At 53.1% G+C, this 24,556-nt stretch carries 20 protein-coding genes; 11 read left to right on the forward strand and 9 right to left on the reverse strand.

The annotated features are described in order from the left end of the window. Window positions 1–117: 117 nt before the first annotated feature. The gene (locus tag VE954_RS17995) at window positions 118–645 is read right to left on the reverse strand and encodes an Hpt domain-containing protein (protein ID WP_324955291.1); all 528 of its coding nucleotides are present in this window, start codon (window positions 643–645) and stop codon (window positions 118–120) included. A gap of 77 nt (window positions 646–722) precedes the next feature. Next, complete coding sequence (locus tag VE954_RS18000) at window positions 723–1,784, reverse strand: alpha/beta fold hydrolase (RefSeq protein WP_324955252.1); 1,062 nt, start codon at window positions 1,782–1,784, stop codon at window positions 723–725. Between the two features lie 218 nt (window positions 1,785–2,002). Between VE954_RS18000 and VE954_RS18005 the strand changes: the two genes are divergently transcribed. Beyond that, window positions 2,003–4,048: a SpoIIE family protein phosphatase gene (locus VE954_RS18005; protein ID WP_324955253.1), complete on the forward strand. Its 2,046-nt coding sequence runs from the start codon at window positions 2,003–2,005 to the stop codon at window positions 4,046–4,048. Between the two features lies 1 nt (window position 4,049). Here VE954_RS18005 and VE954_RS18010 read toward each other — a convergent pair whose 3' ends face one another. Together VE954_RS18010 and VE954_RS18015 are read right to left on the reverse strand one after the other, a co-directional pair. Continuing rightward, window positions 4,050–6,404 (reverse strand): hypothetical protein, encoded by a 2,355-nt coding sequence (locus VE954_RS18010; RefSeq protein WP_324955255.1) that lies wholly within the window; start codon window positions 6,402–6,404, stop codon window positions 4,050–4,052. Window positions 6,405–6,426: 22 nt separating this feature from the next. Further along, the gene (locus tag VE954_RS18015; RefSeq protein WP_324955257.1) at window positions 6,427–8,337 is read right to left on the reverse strand and encodes an LVIVD repeat-containing protein; all 1,911 of its coding nucleotides are present in this window, start codon (window positions 8,335–8,337) and stop codon (window positions 6,427–6,429) included. 413 nt (window positions 8,338–8,750) lie between these two features. Between VE954_RS18015 and VE954_RS18020 the strand changes: the two genes are divergently transcribed. The 6 genes from VE954_RS18020 (at window position 8,751) to VE954_RS18045 (ending at window position 16,857) form a co-directional block, all read left to right on the forward strand. Then, window positions 8,751–9,494, forward strand: a complete 744-nt coding sequence (locus VE954_RS18020; protein WP_324955259.1) for an ABC transporter ATP-binding protein — start codon at window positions 8,751–8,753, stop codon at window positions 9,492–9,494. Next, window positions 9,478–11,793 (forward strand): type II CAAX endopeptidase family protein, encoded by a 2,316-nt coding sequence (locus VE954_RS18025; protein ID WP_324955262.1) that lies wholly within the window; start codon window positions 9,478–9,480, stop codon window positions 11,791–11,793. The genes VE954_RS18020 and VE954_RS18025 overlap by 17 nt, the downstream gene beginning before the upstream one ends. Before the next feature lie 290 nt (window positions 11,794–12,083). After that, window positions 12,084–13,454 carry an SGNH/GDSL hydrolase family protein gene (locus VE954_RS18030; protein ID WP_324955263.1) on the forward strand — a complete coding sequence of 457 codons (1,371 nt, stop codon included), beginning with the start codon at window positions 12,084–12,086 and terminating at the stop codon, window positions 13,452–13,454. Window positions 13,455–13,483: 29 nt separating this feature from the next. Beyond that, window positions 13,484–14,167 carry an OmpW/AlkL family protein gene (locus tag VE954_RS18035; protein WP_324955265.1) on the forward strand — a complete coding sequence of 228 codons (684 nt, stop codon included), beginning with the start codon at window positions 13,484–13,486 and terminating at the stop codon, window positions 14,165–14,167. A gap of 154 nt (window positions 14,168–14,321) precedes the next feature. Beyond that, window positions 14,322–15,053: a hypothetical protein gene (locus VE954_RS18040; RefSeq protein WP_324955267.1), complete on the forward strand. Its 732-nt coding sequence runs from the start codon at window positions 14,322–14,324 to the stop codon at window positions 15,051–15,053. Window positions 15,054–15,057: 4 nt separating this feature from the next. After that, a complete protein-coding gene (locus VE954_RS18045) occupies window positions 15,058–16,857 on the forward strand; it encodes a M48 family metalloprotease (protein WP_324955270.1) in 1,800 nt (599 codons plus the stop codon). A 17-nt stretch (window positions 16,858–16,874) separates the two neighbouring features. On the opposite strand, the gene VE954_RS18050 is transcribed toward VE954_RS18045, so the two are convergent. From VE954_RS18050 to VE954_RS18070, 5 genes are all read right to left on the reverse strand, one after another. Further along, complete coding sequence (locus VE954_RS18050; protein ID WP_324955272.1) at window positions 16,875–17,831, reverse strand: aldo/keto reductase; 957 nt, start codon at window positions 17,829–17,831, stop codon at window positions 16,875–16,877. 115 nt (window positions 17,832–17,946) lie between these two features. Next, window positions 17,947–18,588 carry a transglutaminase family protein gene (locus VE954_RS18055; RefSeq protein ID WP_324955274.1) on the reverse strand — a complete coding sequence of 214 codons (642 nt, stop codon included), beginning with the start codon at window positions 18,586–18,588 and terminating at the stop codon, window positions 17,947–17,949. Between the two features lie 87 nt (window positions 18,589–18,675). Beyond that, window positions 18,676–19,338 carry a c-type cytochrome domain-containing protein gene (locus VE954_RS18060; RefSeq protein WP_324955276.1) on the reverse strand — a complete coding sequence of 221 codons (663 nt, stop codon included), beginning with the start codon at window positions 19,336–19,338 and terminating at the stop codon, window positions 18,676–18,678. 176 nt (window positions 19,339–19,514) lie between these two features. Then, on the reverse strand, window positions 19,515–19,826 hold the full coding sequence (locus VE954_RS18065; RefSeq protein ID WP_324955278.1) for a SelT/SelW/SelH family protein: 312 nt from the start codon (window positions 19,824–19,826) through the stop codon (window positions 19,515–19,517). A gap of 125 nt (window positions 19,827–19,951) precedes the next feature. Then, window positions 19,952–20,515 carry a hypothetical protein gene (locus tag VE954_RS18070; protein ID WP_324955280.1) on the reverse strand — a complete coding sequence of 188 codons (564 nt, stop codon included), beginning with the start codon at window positions 20,513–20,515 and terminating at the stop codon, window positions 19,952–19,954. A 156-nt stretch (window positions 20,516–20,671) separates the two neighbouring features. Between VE954_RS18070 and VE954_RS18075 the strand changes: the two genes are divergently transcribed. The 4 genes from VE954_RS18075 to VE954_RS18090 form a co-directional block, all read left to right on the forward strand. Continuing rightward, complete coding sequence (locus tag VE954_RS18075; RefSeq protein WP_324955282.1) at window positions 20,672–21,046, forward strand: PEGA domain-containing protein; 375 nt, start codon at window positions 20,672–20,674, stop codon at window positions 21,044–21,046. 203 nt (window positions 21,047–21,249) lie between these two features. Continuing rightward, window positions 21,250–22,590 carry a DUF4105 domain-containing protein gene (locus VE954_RS18080; RefSeq protein WP_324955284.1) on the forward strand — a complete coding sequence of 447 codons (1,341 nt, stop codon included), beginning with the start codon at window positions 21,250–21,252 and terminating at the stop codon, window positions 22,588–22,590. Window positions 22,591–22,700: 110 nt separating this feature from the next. Beyond that, window positions 22,701–23,276 carry a hypothetical protein gene (locus VE954_RS18085; protein WP_324955287.1) on the forward strand — a complete coding sequence of 192 codons (576 nt, stop codon included), beginning with the start codon at window positions 22,701–22,703 and terminating at the stop codon, window positions 23,274–23,276. 27 nt (window positions 23,277–23,303) lie between these two features. Continuing rightward, the coding region (locus VE954_RS18090; RefSeq protein WP_324955289.1) for a flotillin family protein at window positions 23,304–24,556 on the forward strand (1,253 nt) is incomplete at its 3' end.

Consider the following 24,556-nt stretch of genomic DNA (forward strand, 5'->3'; position numbering starts at 1 on the left):
GTCTGGAATTCACCGGTATAACGATACGTGACGTGAGTGCACTGCATCACGAAGGGAACCAGCAGAAAAATGACCCATGTGCGACGCATCTTATTCCTCACACCTCATGTCCGAGCTTCAGGAAGCTTCTTTGATTTCGACCCCGAAATGAGGCCGGGCAAAATATCGGGCTGGCAGATCCATCTCAATCCGAAAGGCTGAAAATCCCGGATCAGAGGCCACGGCTGTCATCAGGCAAATGCAAACGCTTCCGCCCATTTGCTCCACATACTGTCGGATCGCACCCATGCCCACACCCCGTCCCGAGATATCTGTGATCGCCTGGGCTGTTGACAGGTGGGATGTGAGCAGAAGATTGGCCAAACGCTCCCGGGCAATGCGGTCATAGTGCTCCACCAGAAGGGTCAGCCTCTTATGATCAGCCCACATCCGCGCCGTCTCTGCCTCGGTCGCCTCTTGAAGCTGGGCATAGAACTGTTCCATCTCGTGCAAGACTTCCGTCATAGTTTTGAAATAGAGCGAACGGGATGCCCCTTTGATGGTGTGGATATTAATAAAGAGAATCTTCAGCAACCCAAAATCCCGCGTCCCAGATTCCACTTCATACAGCAGTCGTTTTGCAATATTATGAAGTGTCTTTTGGATATATTCAAGGAAAGGTGAGGCGCACGGCTGGGGCTACTGTCTGCGGCCCCGAAGGGACCGCGGCTGGTCAGGTGATTTCAAGATGGGCCAAAAAACTCGAGAATTTTTTGCAGATAGGATGCGCGAATCGCATCGGTTTCCCAATAGATTTCGTGCTTCGCATCCTCATACCGAATGAGTGTACAATCCGGCGCGTCTTGGCAGAAAAAGTCCTGGGCTCGATCGACAACCCATGTGTCCTTTCCAGCTTGGAAAAGAAGGATGGGTATCTTAATTTTCCTCGGAAATCCTTCATCTGAAAATTGGCTTGTGGCACCGTAAGCTTCCAGCACCCAATGATTGGAGGCACCACCGAGTGCGTGTTCGCGTTGATCAGGCTGGGACGAAAAATCGGAAAACCATTTCCAACGGGAATAAGACTGGGTCGCAGCCTTTTCAAAGCGCTCTTGAAACAGAGGGCGCGGCTGCCCGAAAGCATAGGACGCCCCTTGTCCGATGGCGACTCCGGTATAAACCATCGAATAGGCCATCCACCGGGGCAACCAACCCGAATTCATCTCATGCATGGGGGTGGAAAGGACAGCCCGGCTCGCCACTTCAGGATATCGAGCTAAAAACAGGCTGGTGACGGCCCCACCCATGGAATGGGCAAAGATGAAGTGGGGTTTGTTGGGCGACCTGGGGATCACAATCTTATCATAAAACAGCTTAAGGTCTTCGACGTAGTGCTCGAACTTATGAACATACACAGCGCCACTGTTCTTCAGAAGTCGTTTCGACTCTCCGAAGCCCCTTTGATCATAGAGGAACACGCTGTAGCCTTGTTGATAGAAAGCATAGGCGAGCTCCATGTATTTAGGAATCCGCTCACCGAAGCCATGAACGATCACAATATCGGCTCGAGCTTTCGGATTGACAAAAGCCTTGTAGTGAAGTGGAACAGGCTGATCGTCGACGGACACACCGTTAAACGTACCGGTTTCACCCTGCACATACCAGGGTTGAATCTCGTCTTTGACAAGTTTTTCAAAAGTTTGGTCCCATACCAGGGTTTCACGTTGAGTGTCACCTCGAACGGCAGCGCTTGCCAAAGAAATAGTCAGTATCCCAAGCCTCCATCCATAGCGAATGATCCACATGCTTTTACCTTAAGAAGAATTTTTTCTTCATGTCATAGGGTGACTTCATCGTAGCCCTCCAGGAGCAAGGGGGATGCCAGCGGCAAGCCGTGAATAGGACTGGGTCGGGACAGTCGAGTGCTGTCATGGATTTATACAGAAATCGCCAAGAGGGAGGCAAAACCTGCCTATCGTATGTTCCGCTCCCGAGCCGAAAGAAGGGAACGGAGGACTTTGCCGTGTTCCAATTTCGTCGTCTGGCAGCGCAGTACAAACTTGAACTGAAAGTGAAGACTATCCTGGGTCTTATCTTTGCGCTTCATGTGGGCCTTTTCGCCCTCAAACAGTCCCCTTTCAATTTATTCCTGGACAAGAATTTTAGCCTCAAAGTTAATTTCAAGATCAGATCCTGGCTTGATAAGAGCCCGAAACTCGATCCGCGCATCAAGATCTATGGCTTTGATGATGGGACACTGGAATACCTGGACCGGGAGGATCTGAGTCTCACGGAATGGGGACAGCTGATCAAGGCGATGGCGACAGCGGGAGCTGCGGGGATCTATATCGATAAACTGTTCGGCACTCCTGATAACCTTGATGCCGAACTTCCTGAATTCACCCGTCGGCTGCAGGAAGCCGGCATCCCTGTCGTGACCGCCGCCTGGATCACAGAGCATCAGGTCAAAGGCCGTGACCCGCATCCTCTGCAGCAGGAACACTTCAGCCTGGCTTCACGGTCCGACGCAGGCGATACGTTGCCGTCCTGGCTCCAGTACGAAGCCCGCTTCATGTATGGTCCCCATCGCCGTCTGATCGCAACGCTCCAGCATACTGGCCACGCGATTTACCGCGGTGAGGGTGAAGTCGAGGCACTGGTTCGCATTCAACCCGATAAGGCGGTCCCGCATTGGAGTCTGATTGGACGGAACAGCTATTCCCTCCAAGGTGATCGTTTGATGATTCACCCTTACGGTTCTGATAAGAGTCGATCCGTTCCTCTGACGTCAAGGTCCACGGTCCTGGTGAATTTCCTCGATGAAGGCAGTCTACGGGCTGAAACCTATTCTCTGCGCAATTCCATTATCAGGACCAAACAAGGTCTGTCCTTTGCGAATGCAATCGAACCAGGGCAGCTTATTGTGATCCTGCCGGCGATGTATACGGGCAATACCGATATGGTCGCCACGCCTGTGGGTTATATACCTGGCGGTTACGTGATGGTCTCTATGCTGAACAGCGTCCTGTCTGGTCAGTGGATTCAGCCTTTCCAGGCCGAGGGCCTGGCGGTAACCTTGGCCATCGCGGCAGGAGCCGTGCTGGGTCTGGCGGCAAGTCCTCTGATTTGGATTTCGCTCTTGATTCTAGGAAGTTTATCCATCAGCGTCGCCTTCCTCCTGGCCTTCGCATTCTGGGGCCTCGCTGCGAATTGGTGTTTTATCATCCTGGTCTTTGCTTTCGCCAGCCTGGTATTCTTTGCCATCGAATGGCATCTTAAAACCCTTAAGTCGCGCGAACACGCAGCTCAGCAGGACGCCATGCAACAGGCCGCCCAGGCTGTGCAGGAATCCTTTATTTCACCGCTGGGTCATTTTCCGGGGATCGCTTCCGCCAGTTACTATAAATCGGCAGATGCCACAGGCGGAGACTGGTATGGTCTCTATCCGAGTCCGGACCAAAAAAGACTGTATATTTTTATTGGCGACGTGACAGGCCATGGATTTTCATCGGCCCTGCTGACAGGCGCAGTCGCCGGTGCCATCTACAGCCAGCTGCAGATGAATTTCGCACAACCTCGACCGATGGAGACCGAGCTTCAAGAGATGGCGGATCTTGTCAATCGACTGGTTTTCGCGGTAGGATCGCGATCGAACCGATCGCTGACCATGAATTTTTTCTGCTGTGACTTCAGCCTGGGCAAGTACTGTCTTGTCAATGCGGCCCATCCTTCTCCGCTTCGCTATGATCTCAACAAGGTCTCCAGTGTGCTGAGCCGGGGATCCATCCTGGGGATGAGCCCCGACTTTGTTGGGGAAGCCAGGACTTATGACCTCGTTCCCGGGGAAACGCTCTTCTTCTTTACCGATGGCTTGCTGGAAAACGCAGGTCCGGGCGGCGAACGCTTGAAGCCAAGGCAGATCTGGGAGATCCTCAAACAGGGCCAACTGTCCCCCCAGGACAAGGTCAATGCCATCGTGCAACTGGGAGAGACGGTCTGGAAAGACCAAAATCCTGCAGACGACTGTACCTTTGTCGCCATTCAAATTGAAAGCGGCCAAGCCGCTTGAATCACCATTCGACGGTGATGATTTCAGCCGCAAGGTTCGAGTCTTTTGAGCCTGGGATGGCTTCCCATTTCAAGCCATCAATGGATCGCTCCATATGAACCTGGTCGGGAATTTGCCCAAACTTGTCTGACGAGAAATCACCGGTGATCGGATCAGTCGCATCATTCCCAAAATACTTGATGCCCGTGACAGCCGCAGGCTTCTCGCCGAAATCAATCTGCAGCCACTCATGGCCCGGGCTGAGTGCCATCGACTCTTTCACAGCGCTAAAAGTCTTGTCTGCAGTCAACCATTGTCCAGGCCCGAAAACCTGCCAGGCTTTGTCATTGACGCTGAATGCGGACGATTCTGTTACCCTGACGGGTATCCCACCAATCGTCCCGGTTTCTGCGGTGAACACATAAGAATCCACCCAGCGCCCATCGATCTGCAGCTTGAGGTCATCAATCCATGCAAAGTAATTGGCCTGACCTTTGCCGCCCAGGATCGAATCGACAACGAATCGATAGTAGCGGTAACCGGGTCGAGGCTCGGGCACAGCGCGGCCTACAACGGGTGGTGCATAATTGAAGCCGGCATCATAGGCAAAGACGCCGTAATAATACACAGTCCCATCAGCCAGGAGTCCCTTCACGTCCAGGTGTTCCAACTCTGGACCCAGATAAATGACATCAAAATCACCCTGCTTTCCAGCATTATAGGGACGACCGTTTTCAGGAGCAAAGGGCACCGGCTGGGTACTGCGAACCACCATGAATCCCGTCTCGGCCCCTGCACCGCGTTCCCACTTGAGCTTGACCTGCGACGTCGAGGACAGCAATTGCAAATTGTTCGGCGCCAATGGTTTTGTGTGCGGGCTAAAGAAGTACCGCACCCTTTCGATAGTCGGCTGGCTCCTGACGGAACCAGGGATCATAGCCCAGGTCGTGCCGCCGTCGTTGGATCCTTCCATATGATAGCGGTCGGGAGCGCATTGCGACATGAAAGGCGGCTCGCCACCCAGGATCTCAAGTCCCGAAATCTCGACGGGCGCTTGCGCGAATTGGATCGTGAAATAAACGCCATTCGGGTAAAGGGTCAGGTTCGCATCAAACGGATCCACAATGGCGAACGCGTCATCCGTGGAAGACCAGGGATTGTTGTCATCGATAAAGGCATAGAACGGTTCATAAGCCGGGCTATAAACTGAGTTCGACGAAACCACCACGGAATAGGGACCAATTTTGCCCGAGTTCGTTCCACCCGAGAAATCATTCACCTGCCAGATATTGTCGATATGAAAGCGCAGGCTCTGCACCTGGCTCGATCCAAACTGATCGCAATCGCTGGCGGTCGAATCTATATAGAGTCTATAGGACCCATACTGATAATCGGGGGCCCGCGGCGCCGCTGATCCTTTCAGAACGCTGGAGAATACATGGTCCTTGTTGAATGCATAGATCCGGTAGAAATAGGTCACTCCATTCTTCACCGATGGATCCGAGAAGTAAGGCGTGGCTCCGATATAAATGATATCTCCGGATGGCACGCTGCCGGTTTCATAGGACTTGCCGTTCTCGGGCTTGAAGGCAGCGTCCTCTTGCGTACTTTTGAAGAGGAGGTAGCCGGTGCTCTCGCCACCACCTGAATTCCACGACAGAAGTAGATTATTATTGCGTGGCACGATGCTGAGGTTGTTGGGAACGTTCGGCACCGAGCGCACGATAAACCGCGCCGCCTGCTTCGCCGTCTCGGACACGACATCGCCTGCGCCTTTGGCTTCGATAGGGTTTTCAGCCTGTAAGGCGCCAAGGTCATGAAGTCCAACCGGAAGATTATCGAACCCATAGGAACCATCCGCCTGGGGTTTGATGCTGGCGAACTTGGTTCCCGGAATACCGAGCTGAACAGTTTGGAAGCTCGATACGCCTTCCATTTCCAGGCGTCCCTTCATGGTACCTGTCTTGGGCAGCGCGAGCGTTCCTAAATCAACCAGCTCACCATCCTGCAGTTCCTTACGGATGCGGACCCCGCGGTCGTAGGCCAGCTCGCCTTGCAGCGGGGCCCCGACGCTCGCTCCGGTCACGATCACATCGCGCGTTCCGGCCGGAACATTTTCAATGAGAAAACGACGGCCGCCGATGCGTTTTGCCGTCAGTGAACTGGGATACCCGACGATATAGGCATCCAGGGATTCCACGAGGACGTCTTCGTTCACAGAGAAGGTGAGGTTGGTCCCCGAGAGAGGCACGGACGTCGACGCTTTCTCGTCAGCGAGAAGGTCTTTCTTGTCGCGCGCGTTTTGATCCTGGCTCGGACTGCAGGCAAGCATGAGCACGCCCAGGGCGAGTGCCTTGATGTAGGTTGCCTGCGGCATATGATTTTCCCTCTCCCTATTCTTATTGAAACACTTCGATAATCTCAAGGCCCCGCTCTTCCGTCGACAGATACGCATGGCGCCCGGATACGTGCACCCAAAGAGCTGGCAGACTCTGAGATGTTGCAAAACTCGTCACGATCGTTGGCCTGGTTTTATTGCTGATGTCCAAGGCGTAGAGCTTCGCTCCATCGTAATCGGTGACGAAAGCATACTTTCCTACAACGTCGACGCTGACAGCATAAGAGGTCGTAGCCGCAAGTGGCGTCAAGCTTCGGGAAACAGGATTGGCAGGATTGGTGGCATCGAAAATTTCGAGCCCCTGGGTACCGGCTGTGATAAACGCATAGTTGCCCACCACTTTGATCTCTTCCATGCTCGCCCGATTGAATGTTTGCACGACTCTCGGGTTGGTCAGGGTACTGACATCAATGATCTTGAGACCGGTAAATCCGGTCTCGACTTCACGATGCGACAGGTAAACGTAATTGCCGATTTTGGCGATCCCGCCCGCAGCTCCTCCGGTGGCCAGGGTCTTGACCAGGGTCATCCGGGTGGGATCTGTGATATTGACGATGGCCAGGCCGCCCAGGCCGGCGTCGTCTTCCAAACCAACGTAGGCATAGTTGCCTTCGATGTGGACCAAGGCTGCGTTGGTCAGCGGAAGCGATCCCAGGGGTGCAGGAGCAGCAGTATTTGTGATATTGACCGCCGTCAGTCCACGTTCCCAATTCGCGATGAAGGCTATGTTTCCAACAATCTGCACATAGGCAGCCCAGCCCGCGGAGCCGTTACCGATATTATTCGTCGTGACAAGCGAAGGCATGGCTGGATTGCTGATGTTCACCACAGAAAGGCCAACATCCTCGCGCATAACAAAGGCGTAATTGCCAGCCGTACGTACGGTCTGCAGATAAGCAAATATTTGGAAGCCGACACGGGTCAGGGTCGCTTTCAAAGTCGGTTCTGCACTGAGCCAGGTCAACTGAACATCGTCCTGCACCTGTTGACCATTGTCTGACTTCGCCGTCAAGCGCAAGACATACACGCCAGGCACCGATGCCGTCACCTGCGGATTGACAATACCGGTATTGGAAAACGTAACAACACCTGGACCTGATTCCTTCGTCCAGGTCAGCGTTGTCGCGCCTTGCACCGTGGCATTCAGGTTGCCTGCCAGGCTCAATGTAAGATCAGCCCCAGCATTGCAGGCCAGGGTACTGGGATCCGAAGGCAGGGCTTCAATAGCCTTGACAGTCACTGTAAGAGGGATCTCTTTGCTGGCGACATTCCCCGCGGCGTCCGTGCATTCCACACTGACTAAAAAATCGCCCGAGGTTTTGCTGGTTACGACCGCCTTGGTCCCGGCGCTGGCTTCCAAACTCAATTCCGTGGCTTCAGGTGCCGACCACTCGCAACTATAGGACAGGGCATCTTCAACCTTAATCTCGAGTGCACCACCCGAAGTCAGATTCAAACTGCTGTCCATTTGAATGGTTGGTGGGCTACGATCGACAAGAATTTGCAGGCTGCTGGCGGACAGGGATGCCGACGGCGCAGCGTCCTGCTCGTGCAAGCAGAAGAACCATGGACCTTCTGCAAGATCAGCGATGAGCATCTGATTCGCACGGGTCGCACGACTTTCCTTAATGGATTTGCATTCGGGGTCCATGGCTATATCAATACGATAAATTTGATCACCCTTGGAGGCATTCCAACTCAACTCGATAGTCTTACTGTTGGTAGGGTTTCTTTCGGTTGTGAGTTGAATGATCTGCTCGGCATCCCGGACGAAACGCGTGCATTCAGGACCAGCGCAACGGCCAGCGCCTCCAGTACGATCCACTTTCATGGTCGTCTGCGGCGCGCAACCGACAAGAGCGGTCCCGAGGAACGTAAGAATCACGACAATTTTTGCAATGAATATAATCATAAAGGCTTTTCGGTCACCCCCAATCACCCTCTAAAACATCATTGTATTGTGAATTGTTTAAGCGTGTTGCCAGGGAGACTAAACTCTACGAATCAACGCATCTCGTGCTCAATCCGGCGATTGGGCAGAAACCAGATCACGGCGACCGTGACATACAGGAACAACGCCGCCCACGGCAGCCAGAAAGCAAGAGGTATAGCCAGCGCATATAACAAGCTGGATAGGCGCTCCTTGGTGTCCTGGCCGATCGACGGGCCAGGACTGAATCCCCGGCCATGCGTCCCATTCGATCGGCATTCACGACATTTTAAGGAGGACTGACAAGCAGAGGATAGGAAAGCCTTCTGCGAAACCTTGCGTTGTCTCGCCTATCCATGTTAGTGCTCACAGGAACCGCGCCATGGAAGGGCCCTATGATTCGCACTCACCAACTCAACAAAACTTTTGGCAGCTTTACCGCCGTTCGCAATATTGATTTGAGCGCTGAAAAAGGCTCGGTTTATGGCTTTCTAGGAGCCAATGGCGCTGGGAAAACCACGACCATCAAGATGCTTATGGGACTGCTCGTTCCTACTTCAGGACAGGCCAGTGTTGGTGGGCTTGATTGCCAAAAGGATCGCATTGAAGTCAAACGCTTGATCGGTTATCTGCCGGATGTACCCCTGTTTCCAGAATTCCTGAAGGGTCGCGAAGTCGTCCAAATGGCTGGCGAATTACAGGGTATGTCCCGCAAGGCTGCCCGAATACGGGCGGACGAGTTGATCAATCAGATGGGTCTTGAGGAAGCCTCCGAGGAATATTCAACGAATTACTCAACCGGCATGAAAAAGCGCCTGGGCCTCGCCGCCGCCATGGTGCACGATCCTGATGTTCTGCTGCTTGATGAACCGACCAACGGTCTCGATCCCTATGCTTCCAAACAGATGCGCGAATGGATCACGGAAAGTGCCGGTCGTGGCAAGACCATACTTCTTTCCACACATCTTCTGGATATGGCGGAGCGCGTCTGTTCCCATCTTGGAATTATTCATCGCGGTGACATGGTCTGTCAGGGGACGATGCAAGAGATTCGCGATCAAAGAGTTCAGCAGGGCAACCTCGAGGATATTTTCTTTGCCGTGACAGCGGCTGGAGTGGCCCATGAAAGCCCTGCGTGAACCGCTCCGTATCAGCTCCATTCTTTTGCGCTATAAGTTTTTGCAGACGCTGGCCCGTTTGAATGTCAAAAAGAACAAGAAACCATCTCAAAAGCGTGAAGCCCAGCCCGTTAAAACGCGGATGGGTGGATTGACTCTGGGTCTTCTCTATTCATTTTTAGCAGTTACTATCGGATTTGGACATTTTGGTACCTTGCGTGAGATGACCCGTGCACTTCTCGACAATCCAGATGCGACAGCTTGGAATGCATCCGAAATTATGGCCATTCCAAGCCCGATCTGGAGCAGCCTGCCCTATGTCTACTGGCTGGGACTTTGTGTGATGCTGTTGGTTTTTCTCATCGGATCGTCCATGTCGCCCCTGACACGTGTGAATCACACGACGCAGGATCATGATTTGGAGTGGATCAGCACCTTTCCTGTCAGTCTGCGTAGCTTTCTCCTGGGTCGCATCTTTCAGTCATCAGCCATGAATCCGCTCAACTGGATTTTTCTGGTTCCTCTCTTGTTTCTATTGGTCCTTATGCGAGGGACGCATCTGGTTTCCAGCCTTGCCATGGCAGCTTTGGTGTGTTCGTCGTTTGCATTGATAAGCAATAGCCTCGGTGTTTTAATGGATGGCCTTGTCCAGACACGCCTGAGTCCCACGCGCCAACGGGATATCAGGGCCATCGCACTCCTGCTCATGTCAGGATTTTTCACACTTTTTTATTTCGCCGTTCAGACTCAATTGGAATGGTACTGGCGCTGGGTGCTGAACCATTGGGAGCGCCTCGCCTCCCATCCCCTCGTGCATTTTATGAACGAGATCTTTCTAGTCAGGTCGGTCCAACCCTATTTGCTTCTGGTCCTCGCCACGGCCCTGACTGTCTTTCTGAGCGTGGCCCTACTCAGCCGCTTGTATCGGCAGGGACTCGCAAGTCACAGCGGCTACGAACGTTCATCCTTGAAGCGAAAGAAGTCGCTGTCCCACCGGAGCAGCATTCTCGACTTTATTCCTGTGATGGTTCGCCGCGAGTGGCAGCTGCTCGCGCGCGACCGCACACATTTGATCCAATCCATTGCCCCACCTCTCATCTATCTCGGTATCGATATGATGAGCAGTTCAAGAGACAGCGAGGGAATGTCCGTGGGTTTTCGGCTCACTCTCCTGCTGATGATGCCGTTCCTGATGATTACCACGTCGGCCACCACACTCATGCACAAAGAAAAGTCCTCCCTCTGGCAGTATGCGATCGCGCCACGCCGCCTCGTGGATATCCTTGCTGATCGTCAGAAGTTTTGGCTGGCTCTGGCATTTGGGGTAGGCCTGGTGGGCTGCTCCTTCTTGCTAAGGCGAGAGGATTTCTCCGATCCGGTTTTGTATTTCCGCATCCTCGTTCTGCCTTTGGCCCTATGGATGTATGAAGGTATCGCCTTGAGTATCGTCATTTTCTTCCATGATCCCTTTAACGATGATGTCGGAAAACGCCCCTCGCTGCGCCTGACTTATCTGCTGATGACCATCGCCGGTATTCTGCTTTGGGCTGTCGTCCACGGATCGCCATGGAACACCCTGGTTGTGCTGACACTCTTTTTTGGTGTGAAGCTTGCGTTTCGCCAGAATCTGAATGACTACGAACCCTATGTGCTGGATCCCAGTGCCTCCCCGCGCACCGAGGCCACGTTGGGGGATGGTCTGATCGCAGCCCTAATCTATTTTATACTGCAGGCCATGATAACCGCGGCAGGGCTGCGCCTGAAGCTGTTTACAGGTGAGGCGGCCCTCATGTGGGGGGCGTTCCTGGCTGCGGTTCTAACATTTATCGTCATGCAACTTTATTATCGCCGCAATCAGGCGCTCGGTGTACCGGAATATTCCGGACCGATCCGGGCCCTCGATGGATTGTACGCCCTGTGCGCGTTGCCCCTGCTGTTGGGCATAGCCGAGCTCTGGATCCAGTACGCCCCACATTGGACCTTTTGGAAGTGGCTCTATAAGATGACGGATGCACCTCAGGGGGGTATTTTTCAGCCGTCTCTGTCGTTTTATATTTTTGCAGGACTCGTTGCCCCCTTTATCGAGGAATTTATTTTCCGTGGTTTGATCTTCGGTGGGATGAAGCGACGCTTTGGACTTTGGCCGTCCCTGATCGTCAGTAGTCTGATCTTTGCTCTTGTCCATCCGCCGCTTGGTTTCGTTCCCGTATTTTTGGGGGGTATGGTCATGGCCTGGCTTTATCACCGGACCCAGGTGCTTCTGCCGAGTGTACTTCTGCATATAGGATACAACCTTTTTATTTTGAGCCTCGCAGGTTAGCCCGTATAGGAACACGACAACATTCTTTCATGCCGTAAAAGAAATATACGGCAAGGGCCACCTTGCCAGAACCATGGCCTTACCGTCCGTTAGAAAACGGCAATATATTTACTCCATTAAGCCCTGAAAGCCAAGCGTCTGGGCCGATCGCGTGATCATCCCTTTAGGCTCTTCATCACGGCAGGAGTATTGCAGGCTACTCTCTCAAGACCCTGTTCGAGATTCCATCATCATCGGAAGTCGCTGTCGGCGCTATGTGTCGTCTTGCGCAGAAATGGGGACGTTGAATTATGCTTTTCAAACTGCCAGGGATAACTCTCACAGTCCTGATCGCACTCACTTCATGTAAAAAACCCGGCAACGGTGATCAATCGCCTGCTGTTTCATTCTCAACAGTCATCGCCTTTGGCGATAGTTTGAGCGATGCGGGAACCTATCAGGTTGGGCCGATCAAGGCTGCCGGTGGGGGCCGATTTACCGTGAATGGTGTCGACGGTGAGATTGGGACTCTACCCGTCCCTACCTATACATGGGCTCAATTGGTGTCGGCAGCTGCAGTAGGCAAGGCTTCATGCGCCGCACGATCGGGTGGCTTCGGTTCACCGAAAAGTAATGAGCCCGCGACCGGTCCCACGAAGTGTCGAAACTACGCTCAGGGTGGATCGCGCGTGACCAACCCCAAAGGCATTGGCAATCCTGTTGGCGTTGGATTTACTGCTGGCCCGCTCACGGAACCTGTTGTCACCCAGATTGCCAATTTTGGAGCGGACAGTGGCTCCGCGAATTTTGATGGGACAGAATTGATTACGGTGCTGGCAGGTCCTAACGACTTGTTTGGGCAAATTGAAACCTTAACTCTGGAATCCAAAGCTGCCGGGGCTGCGGGTTTTGCAAAATCAATCATAACCCAGATGATAGCGTTCGTGACTCCTGCGAACCGAGCTCAAGCACAAACTGCCATTGGACAAGCCGTACAAACGGAAGCCGCACAAGCGGCTGCCACCCCCATCAGTATCATCACGGCCGCGATCAAGGCGGCGACCCCATTCCTGGCGGCAGATGCGGCCGGCAAGGTCAATCCAGCGGAAATTGGCAAAACTGCGGAAGCTGCGGCGAAGGAAGCTGGGAATACTTATGCCGCGACCACAGGCCTTCAAAATGCTGTCTCGGCCATGGCAGCAGTCGCTGACACACTCAGTAGCTATGTCAAAGACATGGTCAACAAGGGCGCCCGGTATGTGGTCGTCGTCAATATACCCGACGTGAGCCAAACGCCTATGGCTGCGAAGAACCCCAGCAGCCAACCCCTAATTCTGGCCATGACCACGGCCTTTAATACAGCTCTTGAGAAGGCCTTGGCAGGTGCCGATGGAGTTCTTTTTGTGGATGCTTTTTCTGAAAATCGAAGGCAGTTCATAGACCCCGCACATTACGATCTTGATAATGTGAAGGATGTGGCCTGTAATCTGAACTTTCCCGCCAATGTTCTTGATGCAACAAAAGACGGCAGCGGCAGCGCCATCGTCTGCAACGGCAACAATCTCATCAATGCGGACACCTCGCGTTACCTCTTCGCGGACAATGTTCACCCCACGCCTTACGGTCATAAACTACTCGCCCAGTATGTGACCAAAGCCATGGTCCTGGCGGGTTGGCTATAACTCTGGACGCCTAACAAGGAGAACCGACCATGAAATGCCAGGTTCACTTCCTGATCGCCGTTATCATTTTGCTCAAGGGAAGCTTTGTTTACGCCCAGATGCCTGGCTCGTGGCTCTTGCGCACAGGCGCTATCACTGTTTCCCCTCAGGTGACGAGCGGGTGCCTCTCGGCTCCTGACTTCAGTGATAGCCCGGATGGCTGCACCAAGGCCGGCGTGAGCCGCAATACACAATTAGGTGGTGGCATAACATGGATAATGAGCCAGCATCTCTCCCTGGACATGCCCTTGGCTTTGCCCTTCACCCATGAAGTTTCTGGTGAAGGCGCCATGAAAGGATCGGGTACAATTGCCGAGATTCAGTCACTGCCTTTGACGTTATTCCCTCAGTATCGCTTTTTCGGTAGCCGATCCATGTTCCGTCCTTATTTCGGCTTAGGGGTGACGTACGCGTATTTCTTCAATCCACAAGGCAGCGGTCGCCTCACGGCAACGACCAACCCGGGCGGCGAGCCCACAACCTTTACGGTTGATTCGAAGTTCATCTTCTCACCACAAGTGGGTGCTTCGCTTAGGCTCTACCGCAAATTTTATGCTGACGTTTTTTATAGCCAGGCGAAACTTCGCAGCCGCATCCATATGTCCACCGGACAGCACCTGGATGCTGATCTTGATCCTCAGACCTTCGGCCTCGCAGTCGGTTACGCATACTGATACGGACGTCCCTTCCTCTTCATGACCCATCCTGCATAAATGACTTGACGAAACCCCCTTGATCCCTATTAATAATTTCAGACAGATGGCCACTCAGCAGGGGCTTCTCATTCCGTAAGCCCTATTTTCGCAAGCAAGAGAGCGGTAAAAATTTATGACGTCATCCAGAAGCTTCATTCGACGCGTGTCGATCACTCGCCTCCTGACTCATGCCGCAATCCTCGCCTCTCTCTTCGCATTAGGCACTGAACTTCAGGCCAGTCCGGCTCTTCACTTTATCGCGCCGACCGGGACAGCACCATGGATACTGCGAGACAGCAAGGGGGAGGTATCGGGTGGGATACTCTTCGAGCTGGTCAAGCACTTGGAAAAGATCAGCAAGCGATCGATTACTATAGAAACAAGCACATACGCCCGCATCGATCAACGTTTGAGCGAGGGCGAATTTGATTTGGCTTTCTACTCGGCGGATCAGGCCCATCCCCATGTTATTCCAATCCCCTACGCCGTCATTGTCGACGATTTCGGCGTGATTTTCCTCACGGCCAACACCAGCATGAAAGACTGCCACAAGATAAGGACTGTCGCTCATACCAACATGAAATCCGATGCACTGGTCCAAATCCTGGAATCGCAGTGCGGGAAAAAGAGTATCATCAACACCAACGGCTTGAATCACATTCCCTGCGGTAAGGTGAGCTTTCATAAGCTCCTCAGCATTAAAGTGCATATCCTGCTGCATGAAGATTCCATCCTGAACCAGGAACCCTACCGTGAGGAGCTGATCAAGTTTTCAAAAACATTCTATCCCGAGACTTATAATCAGATTCGAAAAAACGTTTTGGGTAAAAAATACTGCCCGGAGCATAATACCAAGGGGATATGAAAGGATGCATTTTCGCCTCAATCTCATATGTCTGATGCTCATGGCCTGCAGGCCACAGTCCGAGGTTTCCGATTTAAAACATGACGCCGCGCAGTACGTTTTAAGCCCTGAGTCGTGGCACTGGCAGGACTTAACGCCACAGGAATTTGAAGATGTCTATCTGCCTGGCAATGGCTGGGGGTCCGTGGATGATTTCCTGCCGAGCTCGCACGCCGCCACACAGCGCATGGATTATCTTCTGACCAGAATTCATGACCGTATCAAGGAACACCATCCGGATCAGTTGTTGAACGTGCCGGCTCCTCGGGCGCGTATTTATAGAGGCGAGAGCCCTGATGCCTTTGTTACGACCGTTCCTGTCTGTTACTCAGTCCCTGTCAGGTTAAAAAACACCCTCGCCGCTCAAAACCCCGAGTCTGATACGGACTGGATCACGCTCGATCACAATGGAAACCTCTCGGGCGCAAGTCATGACGGAATCTGCCTCCAACGTTCGATGAACCAGGACGAGGCCAGGGATTATTTCGACTGGATCAGTCGCAACATCAGGCGCTCAGCCTCCCAACAGGGTCAGTCCGATAACCTTTGCCAACTGGATGTCCAGGCCTCTTATGATGGATTTGAGGTTGTCCCCAATCCATCATGCCAACGGGCACCGGAACTCGCCGACATTACGCAAGCCAAAGGGTTTGTGATTTGGAAAACACAGCCCTACATCGTTCTTTACACAGGCCTGCTGCAACATGTTGATGCCGAAATTAAAATCATAACAACGCTTGCCCATGAACTGGCTCACTACTATCGCAGTCATTTGACGTCCTTCGCAGGTGATTACGACTATTTTTACTATCAGGATGCCAAAGCCAATCCGTCCCATAAACCCAAGCCTGACGTGACCCTGCAGGCGCGCGGTCGTGAGATCCGGGCCGCTGCCCAACTCGTACAATCCTACCTTGAACATGAACATGGACAGAACTACTCATCCGAACTGTTCTTTCCCGTTTGGGCCTTGGCGAGCCGAGCCTGCCCCTCATCAGCGAAGGAACCCTGCCCGGAGGCCTGCCGATCCTTCGTCGAGTTTCTGAACGACCCGGAGGTCAATGCTTCGTTGGGCTACTGGCCTTACGAAAGCATGCCCGAGTCGGGGCACTGCTCCTACCAGCGTTATGAACAGGGACTTAAAGCATGCGCGCCCCACCTGCGTTTGACCGACGCCGAAACAGGTGGCAGCCGAATTTCGATCAAGGATCTTGAGGAGACTGTGGAGCAGGAGAACTTTGGCGAGACTCTTAAAGCCATGGGTATCGAAAACCTTGCCGAATTTAAGGGTCAATCCCTGGAACAAATGATAGCACGATGGGAACAGGGTCTGGAGCAGGCCAGAATTCGATCCCTTGATGTGATCCACAAGGCGAATGCTGACGGCATAGGGTTTTATACCACCGAGCAGGAGGCTGACGAACAACAAATGGAAACAGTGGTACGTCTCGGATTGGATCCGGCTCAACTCGTGGCGTGGGATGTTGAATTTTATAAAAACATGGAAGGCACCTATGATGAACATCAAGGGCTGGATATGAAGCGATGCGGAGAACTGCTCATGAAGCAATGGATTGAAGACGGCCGACCTGTTTTGGTTCCGGTGGCGGACTATAACGATATTCACCATAGCGATTGCTACCGCATCTTCACCTCATCCCGTGAGATCGCGGCTCATCACTATGATAAGCCAGACCCTGAAGTTCCCATTCAGTTCCTGTCCGACCTGCAATGGAAAGAACTCCAGGTATCGCTCTTCCAATGAAGATTGACGTTGGTCTGTCAGTCCACACGGCTGGCTATGTTCAGCCTGTCGAGGATTTCCTTGCTGAGTTCAAGCTGGGGAGCGCGCATGAGATCCTGCAGCTGCTCCAGTGTCGTCGCACTCACGATCGGCGCCGTAATACTCGGCCGGTGCAGAAGCCAGGCCAATGACACCTGAGTTGGGTTGGCTTTAAGCTCCTGCGCAACCTCATCCAGAGCCTGCAGAATGCGGAAGCCACGCTCATTGAGATACTTGCGTTGAATCCCTTGGCCACGAGGGCTTTTGTTGAGATCCGAGGCCGAACGGTATTTACCGCTGAGAAAGCCGCTCGCAAGAGAAAAATAGGGAATCACACCGACGCCCTGGTCAAGACAACACTTTTCGAGGCCGCCTTCAAAATGGGCGCGGTCATAAAGATTGTACTCGGGCTGGAGGGTCTCGTACCGATGAAGGCCTTTGGACTGGCTCACGTTAAGCGCGGCAGACAGCCGATCCGCTTCGTAATTCGATGCACCGATCGCTCGCACCTTGCCTTGTTGAATCAAAGCATCAAAAGCGGCCAGCGTTTCGTCGAGGGGTGTCTCACGATCGTCCTGATGAGCCTGATAAAGATCGATGTAATCGGTCTGCAGCCTTCGCAACGACGCTTCGACGGCATCCATCATGTAAGACTTCTTGAGGCCTTTCCTGTCAGGACCCATGGGACTGCCCAACTTGGTCGCAAGAACGATCTTCTTGCGGTTACCCCGGGCTTTCATCCACCGACCCAAAATGGACTCGGACTCGCCCCCCTTGTTGCCAGGTACCCAGCTGGAATAAACATCCGCGGTGTCGATGCAATGAAAGCCTCCCGCAACAAATGCATCAAGGATCTCAAATGAACGCGACTCGTCAATCGTCCAGCCAAAAACATTACCGCCAAAAACGATAGGTGCGATTTGAATATCAGTCCTGCCGAGTGCTCGAGATTTCATCAGTTTTCCCTTCTTGCAATGACCTCGAGGCAATTTTTAACTTGAATCGTGCTCCCATTGCACCCCTAAAAAACGAGATAAGTAAGACTTTGCATGCACCCTAGGGAGACGCCCTTTAATCGCGGGAGATCCACTGACCGGATTCCAGGAGGTCCTTGAGGTGGGGGTAGGCTGCCTGAAGGTTCGTGATGATAAAAGCATGCGGGACATCTGCGAAATGACCATACTCTTTGAGATACTGCATGAAGTGCCGCCCCGAAGCATCATAAGGCTGGAAGATGGAATCTTCGCGGCCATTGAAATCGAGGACGTCGACCTGCATCTTGTGGCAGAGAGCAGCATTGAAGGCTGGAGTGGCTTTCACCCATTTGCCTTCCAAAAACAGCTCGATGTAGCCATGCATGGCAAAGACCTGCGAGCGGAGTTTTTCCACGAACCGTGGTTCTGATATATGATTCATCACATCGGCCAACCCCAGGCGACTCGGGATGCCCACGGCACGGGCTGCGGCGCCTAACAGCACGGCCTTGGGAATGCAGTAGCTGGCTCCTGATTCCATCACGTGGCTCGCCCGAAAGGTACTGGGATGCGTGCTGAACGAATACGGATCATACCGGAAATCGTCTCTGGACCTGAGGTAGAGAGCCGTGGCCATCGCCACAGGATCATGCATGCCAGCGGTCGTTTCCAAAGCAAAACTCTGGACCAGAGGATGCTCGAAATCAAAGAACTCGGTGGGTCGAAGATACTGCTCCATGGGCAAAATCCTTTTGATTTTTGCCAAAGATACCACACCGATTCCGACCCGTGAAATTAGTTATGATAATGAAGGGTCCAACTTGAATTACTTCAGCCCAGCGATCCATGCCTTGATTGTATCTGTGTCATTCCCAGCCAGTGGTCCAGCCGGGGGCATGTTCCTGGCCACCGCCATGCGCTTATAGATGGCTGATCCTTCAGGATTGCCAGGTATGATGTACTTATTGCTGGCGATCATGGCCTGGACGTCATCGATAATTCCAAAACCACCCGAACTGGCACCAGCTCCATGGCATGTCGCACAGTTGTTCTGCAGGATCGCGAGAGCATCCGACTCAAGTTTGAGTACTGCAATCCACTGCTTGATGGTGGCCGCATCAGCGTCAGACAGCGGCCCAGCCGGGGGCATGTTCTTGGCGACAGCAATCCTTTTATAGATGGCAGAGCCTTCGGGATCACCGGGTATGATGTATTTATTGCTGCTAATCATAGCTTCGACATTATCGATGATGCTGAAACCACCCTGGGCTGACCCTGCTCCGTGACATTTAACACAGTTCGTCTGAAGGATCGCGAGGGACGCGGACTCCAGATTACCGCCGCCAACCGCAGCATCACCGGATGACTGCACGGAACTTGCAAATGAACGATTATTTTTGTAGCTGGCGGTGACTTCCGACTCATTGCAACCGATGGCTAGCGTAACCATGAAAAGGCCCGTGATCATCTGGAATGTAGCTGCGCGCATAGTCCGTCCCTCTAAACATTGAATGTCATGATGTGCAAAATTTTTATCGGACTTTTTCATGACAATCTTGATTCCATCTTGAATAGCAAGATAAATCAGCTATTTATGGGGGATTATTACTTGACGGAATGTGCGAAAAAATCAGGTAAATGGGGAGCATTCTCCCCTATCCACCATCAGTTCGGGCTGGCGTTTGCCGCTGTATCGTTGGCATGATCTCGATCGATATGGCCTAAATCACGTTCAGGATCAATCACCTGCCGGACCCGTTGCTTCAAAACTTTGGGTTCCGGGAAGCCGTGGTCCGCTTTGCGGCACCAGATTTCCTGTCCATCCACACGGACTTTGAAATGACCTCCCGTGTTCGGCAGCATGCGGACCTCAGAAAAATCCTCTTCAAAGGTCTGCAGCAGCTCCTGCGCCAGCCAAAAGGCTCGTAATGTCCAGCGGCACATGCGGCAGTATTCGATTTCCAAAAGATGACTCATGGTCTTGTCTCACCTGAAGTTGGACGCATCACCCTACACCCGATGGTGCTCCTTTCATGACCCTGGATCAATATGAAACTGTACCCAGCCTTACGCCGACGTACAGTTTCGAATGTTTCGCCTTATCACTGCATCGAGATCGCTTGGGCTTTGATCCCGAGCTCCTGGAGCTTTTTCAGGAACTGAAGAATGCTTTCCTTGCCAGCGCGTTCATTGGCGATCTTCAAGCGATCGAAGCCAAGGGCGGCATCACCGAAGGTGGCGGTCTGTTGCGCAAAGATCTGCTGGTCGAACACCGCCTGCTTGCTTTGCCTTTCGGTCAGCACATAGCGCGCGGTGATCTTCACCGTCATGTCGAGGCCAATCAGCGGCTGATCCACACTCAGGAGTGTGACATCGAGTTTGTAGCGGGAATCACCCTGTTCGTTGGCGTAACCGAAGTTCTTCAGGGATTGATTCAAAGCCACCTTGAAATCTTCGTTCGAAATATTCGACACCCAAAGCGGATTGGTTTTATCGCCGCCCTGCACAGCATCGATGCCAACGGCCGCTTTGAGTTCGTTTTGGTCTTTGAATTCAGGCAGGTTATTGTGATCAACGGTCATGGCCCAGGGATTGGCGGCGGTCGCGCAAGCATTCAGGGTGAAGGCTGTCAGAATCATGAAAAGGGAAATAAGGGTGCGTTTCATACTGTTTTTCCTTGAGTTAAGTCCTCCTGCTGTTTAATGGGCCGCAGGCCTCTTTGGCAACGAAAATATTTTTCTCGGCCTCTGCAACAAAATGCGAAGTTCTCAGTCTCTTCAAATCGTGAAGATTTGCGTGATCGCTCCCAGAAGGAACCCTTTATGAAATTCAAAGCCATTTCTCTCATCGCCCTGGCCCTCCTTTCGACCCATTGTGCCACCATCGTTTCCGGAAAAACCCAAACAATGACCATCGATTCCAACGTCAAGGACGCGGACATCGTGGTAGATGGCGTCAACGTCGGCAAGACCCCATACACCGGTCCCGTGACACGCGCCAAGTCAGCAAGCGTCACCCTGAGAAAGGATGGTTACGCCAGCAAGACCGTGACCCTCAATACCGAAATTGAGCCCATGTTTTGGGGCAACATCATTTTTGGTGGCGTCTTCGGTTCGACGACCGACAACAGCACCGGCGCCATGTACAAGTATGCGCCAGGCACCTTGGTCATGGATCTGGAGAAGCAGGGAAAGTAAGGGCGGATTGCGTTGCGGGTCGCTATTCGTTTGTCCTTTTTAATCTACCCGCTGTTTTGAATGATATAGCCCGGGGAACCGGACCGTATCTTGATTATCTCTTCCCCAAAACAGCGGCGAAGGACAGCCTTCGCACGCTTGTGAAGGACAGTTCCACACCGGAAGAGCTGGCCTGTTCCCTCAGCGCGATGCCGGGATAAACCATGCGATTCATCTTTGTCTTGATCATGATGTTCGTCACCATGGGATCGGCCCGGGCCCAGGAGCATTGGTTTGGATCGACCACGCTGGAAGATATCCAAACGCGACCTCGAGTTTCGCTGGTTTTTGCCAGCCAGGATGAAGTGCATCCCCTCTCCTACTTTGGTCACACTTTTCTCGTCTTTCATCGCGAGCCACTGCCCGAGATTGACGCTCCTATCGTGGAATTCCTCGGCCAGACCGAAGGCATCGACGGCTGGGCCTGGAAAGCTCTGGTGACCTCCATCCCTGGCCGCTATCAATTGCAGCGCTTTTTATATAAAGCCCGGGCCTATGAGCTGGAGAATCGTGACCTCTGGATTTATACCTTTTCACAAACCGATTCTGAGCGGGAAGCCCTCATCCGAAATCTCGAAGAGGCTTTGAGTACGGCATACCCTTACCAATTCACATCAAAAAACTGCGGCGCCTATATTGAAGCCCTGCTGCCCATGGCACCATCGAAATCGCTCTTCACCCTGCCGATGAATTCAGTTCAAAATCCAGAGTTCACAGCACGAGTCACCAAAGTTCAAGTGGTGCTGGCACAAAGGACTCAGGGGCGCCTCACCCAGGATCCGGCTGATCTTTTGCGCTACCAGTTTGCGCGCGAAGCCGATCCTGACAAGCGTCAGGCGATCTTCGCCCAGTTGAAAAACACGCCGGGGACCCTGCAGCAGGTGAAGACGGATGACCCAGCCCGGTTCTCGGGTCGGCGGCGCCTCGGTGTGCAATGGGTATCACCGACCGAGCAACATCTTTTACTGGCGCCTTATGCCCAGGATTTTTATACCGCTGGAGCTGAAGTCCCAGCAGGATCCGTGCTCAGGATTCTGCAGGGGGATATAGCCATGGACAGCGATGGATTGCGCTGGGACGCGCTGGATTTGTTTCATCTGGAAGCGATGACCGCAAAAGACGCCTGGAGCGACAGTCACGTTCGTCATTTGGAATTCGCATACCAGCGTGCCTTGCCCATGAACCGAAAACCCGGCTGGCTCTTACGCTGGGGCACAGGCTACGCATGGGCACCATGGAAGGGATTTCTGCTCGGCGTCAAAGGACTTTTGGACCTTAATATCAGCGAGTCGATTCAGAATGATCTCGGGGCCCGGCTCTATCTGGAACATAAGATCAACTCTCGTTTGCGCCTTTCATGGGAATATCATCAATCTGTTCTACCCCAGCTGGACTTCTGGTCACAGACGACAGCACGCGTCAGTTATACTCTGGCTTCCCGCTGGATCCTGGAGGCCGATGGCAACCGAAGCCACCAGCGTGCCGGGTTGATTCTCAACTTCTGATCGTGTGCGGACGCTTTCTGCTCCGCAATCGTCCTGCCACATGCAATTTATTCGGAGATCCTCCGTCTGACTTGGGGAAAGCTCCCAAAGCCGTCAATGCAGGGGTCAAAATGACATCAAATATCAGCCTACTTTTCATCGTTGCAGCCGTTCTGGGCGGGGCTTTGCTCCTGGTCCAACTCTGTCTGCATCTCTTTGGAAGCAGCGACTGGGATCTGTTCGACGGAGCCGATGCCGACGCCAGTTTTAAGCTCTTATCCATCCAGGGACTGAGCGCCTTTTTTACTATGTTTGGTCTGGTCGGTCTGGCCCTGCTCTGGGAAAGCGAAGTCGTTCCCAGCCTGGCCGCATTGGGTGGCTTTGTAGCCGGAACAGTCACTGCCTGGCTGATGGGTCGCCTCTTTCAATGGGTCAAAGGCCTCCAGTCGAGCGGTAATTTGAGAATGAAGGATGCCGTGGGCGTCAGCGGCAAGGTCTATACTCGCATTCAAAGTCAAAAACCTGGGAAGGTTACTCTTGTCATCCAACAAAGGCTGGTGACCGTGGATGCCTGCACCCTCGATCATGAGACCCTGGAGCAGGGCGACCGTATTATCGTTCAGGCTATCGAGGACGATGGCATGCTGCGCGTCTCACGCCTTCCATCGGCCGAGCTGTTGGCTCCTTTTTCGTCAAACCCTCAGTAAGCGTTCTCCACATAAGGAATTTCGTACATGCCATACACAAATCTTTGGGCCATCAGTATCATCGCCTTCGTCGGCCTTATGAGCATAACTCTGCTCTTCCTGGCCTCCCGCTATAAGCGTTGTCCGTCGGATAAGGTCCTGGTGGTCTTTGGTAAAGTCGGAGACGGCCAGACCGCTCGTTGTATTCACGGCGGCGGTGCTCTGATCTGGCCTTTGATTCAGGACTATCAGTACCTCAGTCTTACGCCTATGACGATCAATATTGATCTCAAGAATGCTCTGTCGCGACAGAACATTCGCATCAACGTCCCCAGTACCTTCACCGTTGGCGTCAGCACCCAAGCCGAGGTCATGACCAATGCTGCCGAAAGACTCCTGGGTTTGAACCCGGAACAGATCGAAGGCATGGCCGGCGAGATTATTTTCGGCCAGCTGCGACTGACCGTTGCCTCACTCACCATCGAACAGATCAACCAGGACCGGGAAAGTTTTCTGGAAGAAATCCGTAAAAACGTTGAGCCCGAACTGAACAAAATCGGTTTGAACCTGATCAATGTCAACATCACGGATATCACCGATGAATCCAATTACATCGGCAGCATCGGTAAAAAAGCGGCCGCTGAAGCCATCAACCGCGCGCGGATCGATGTTGCGGTCCAGGAAAAAGTAGGTGCGATCGGCCATGCCGAAGCCCAGCGTGAGCAGCATGTTCAGGTCGCGGTGACCGAAGCTGAATCGTCCAAAGGTCAGAAAGCGGCCCAAGCGGATCAGCGCGTGTACATCCAGCAACAGGAAACCCTGGCCGCCGTCGGCGAGGCCGAATCTCTCCGCGAGAAGGACATTGCGGTCGCAAAAAACCTGGCCGAAGCGGAAAAGGGCAAGAAGTCGGCGCAAGCGGATCAGCGTATCTTTATTCACCAACGCGAAGCTGAAGCTGTCGCCGGAGAAAACCAATCCAAGGCTGCGATCGTCGGCAGTAATGCTGATCTTGCGGTCCGTGAAGCTGCTGCACGCCAGCAGGCGCAGGTCGCCACACGAGAAGCTGAGGTTCAGATCCAGCTGGCCGAAGCCAAAGTCGAGCGCGAACGTCTGATCGCCAGCGAGATTGTGCGTGAAGAAATTGAACGACGCAAAATGGAAATTCGCGCAGCGGCCGATGCCGAGCAGGTTCGTCTGCGAGCCCGCGGTGATGCCGATGCCATCATGGCAAAATACGAGGCAGAAGCCGAAGGCCTTTTGAAGGTCCTGTCAGCTAAAGCTCAGGGTTATGAAGCCCTGGT

The sequence above is a fragment of the Oligoflexus sp. genome (assembly GCF_035638955.1).
GTDB lineage: Bacteria > Bdellovibrionota_B > Oligoflexia > Oligoflexales > Oligoflexaceae > Oligoflexus.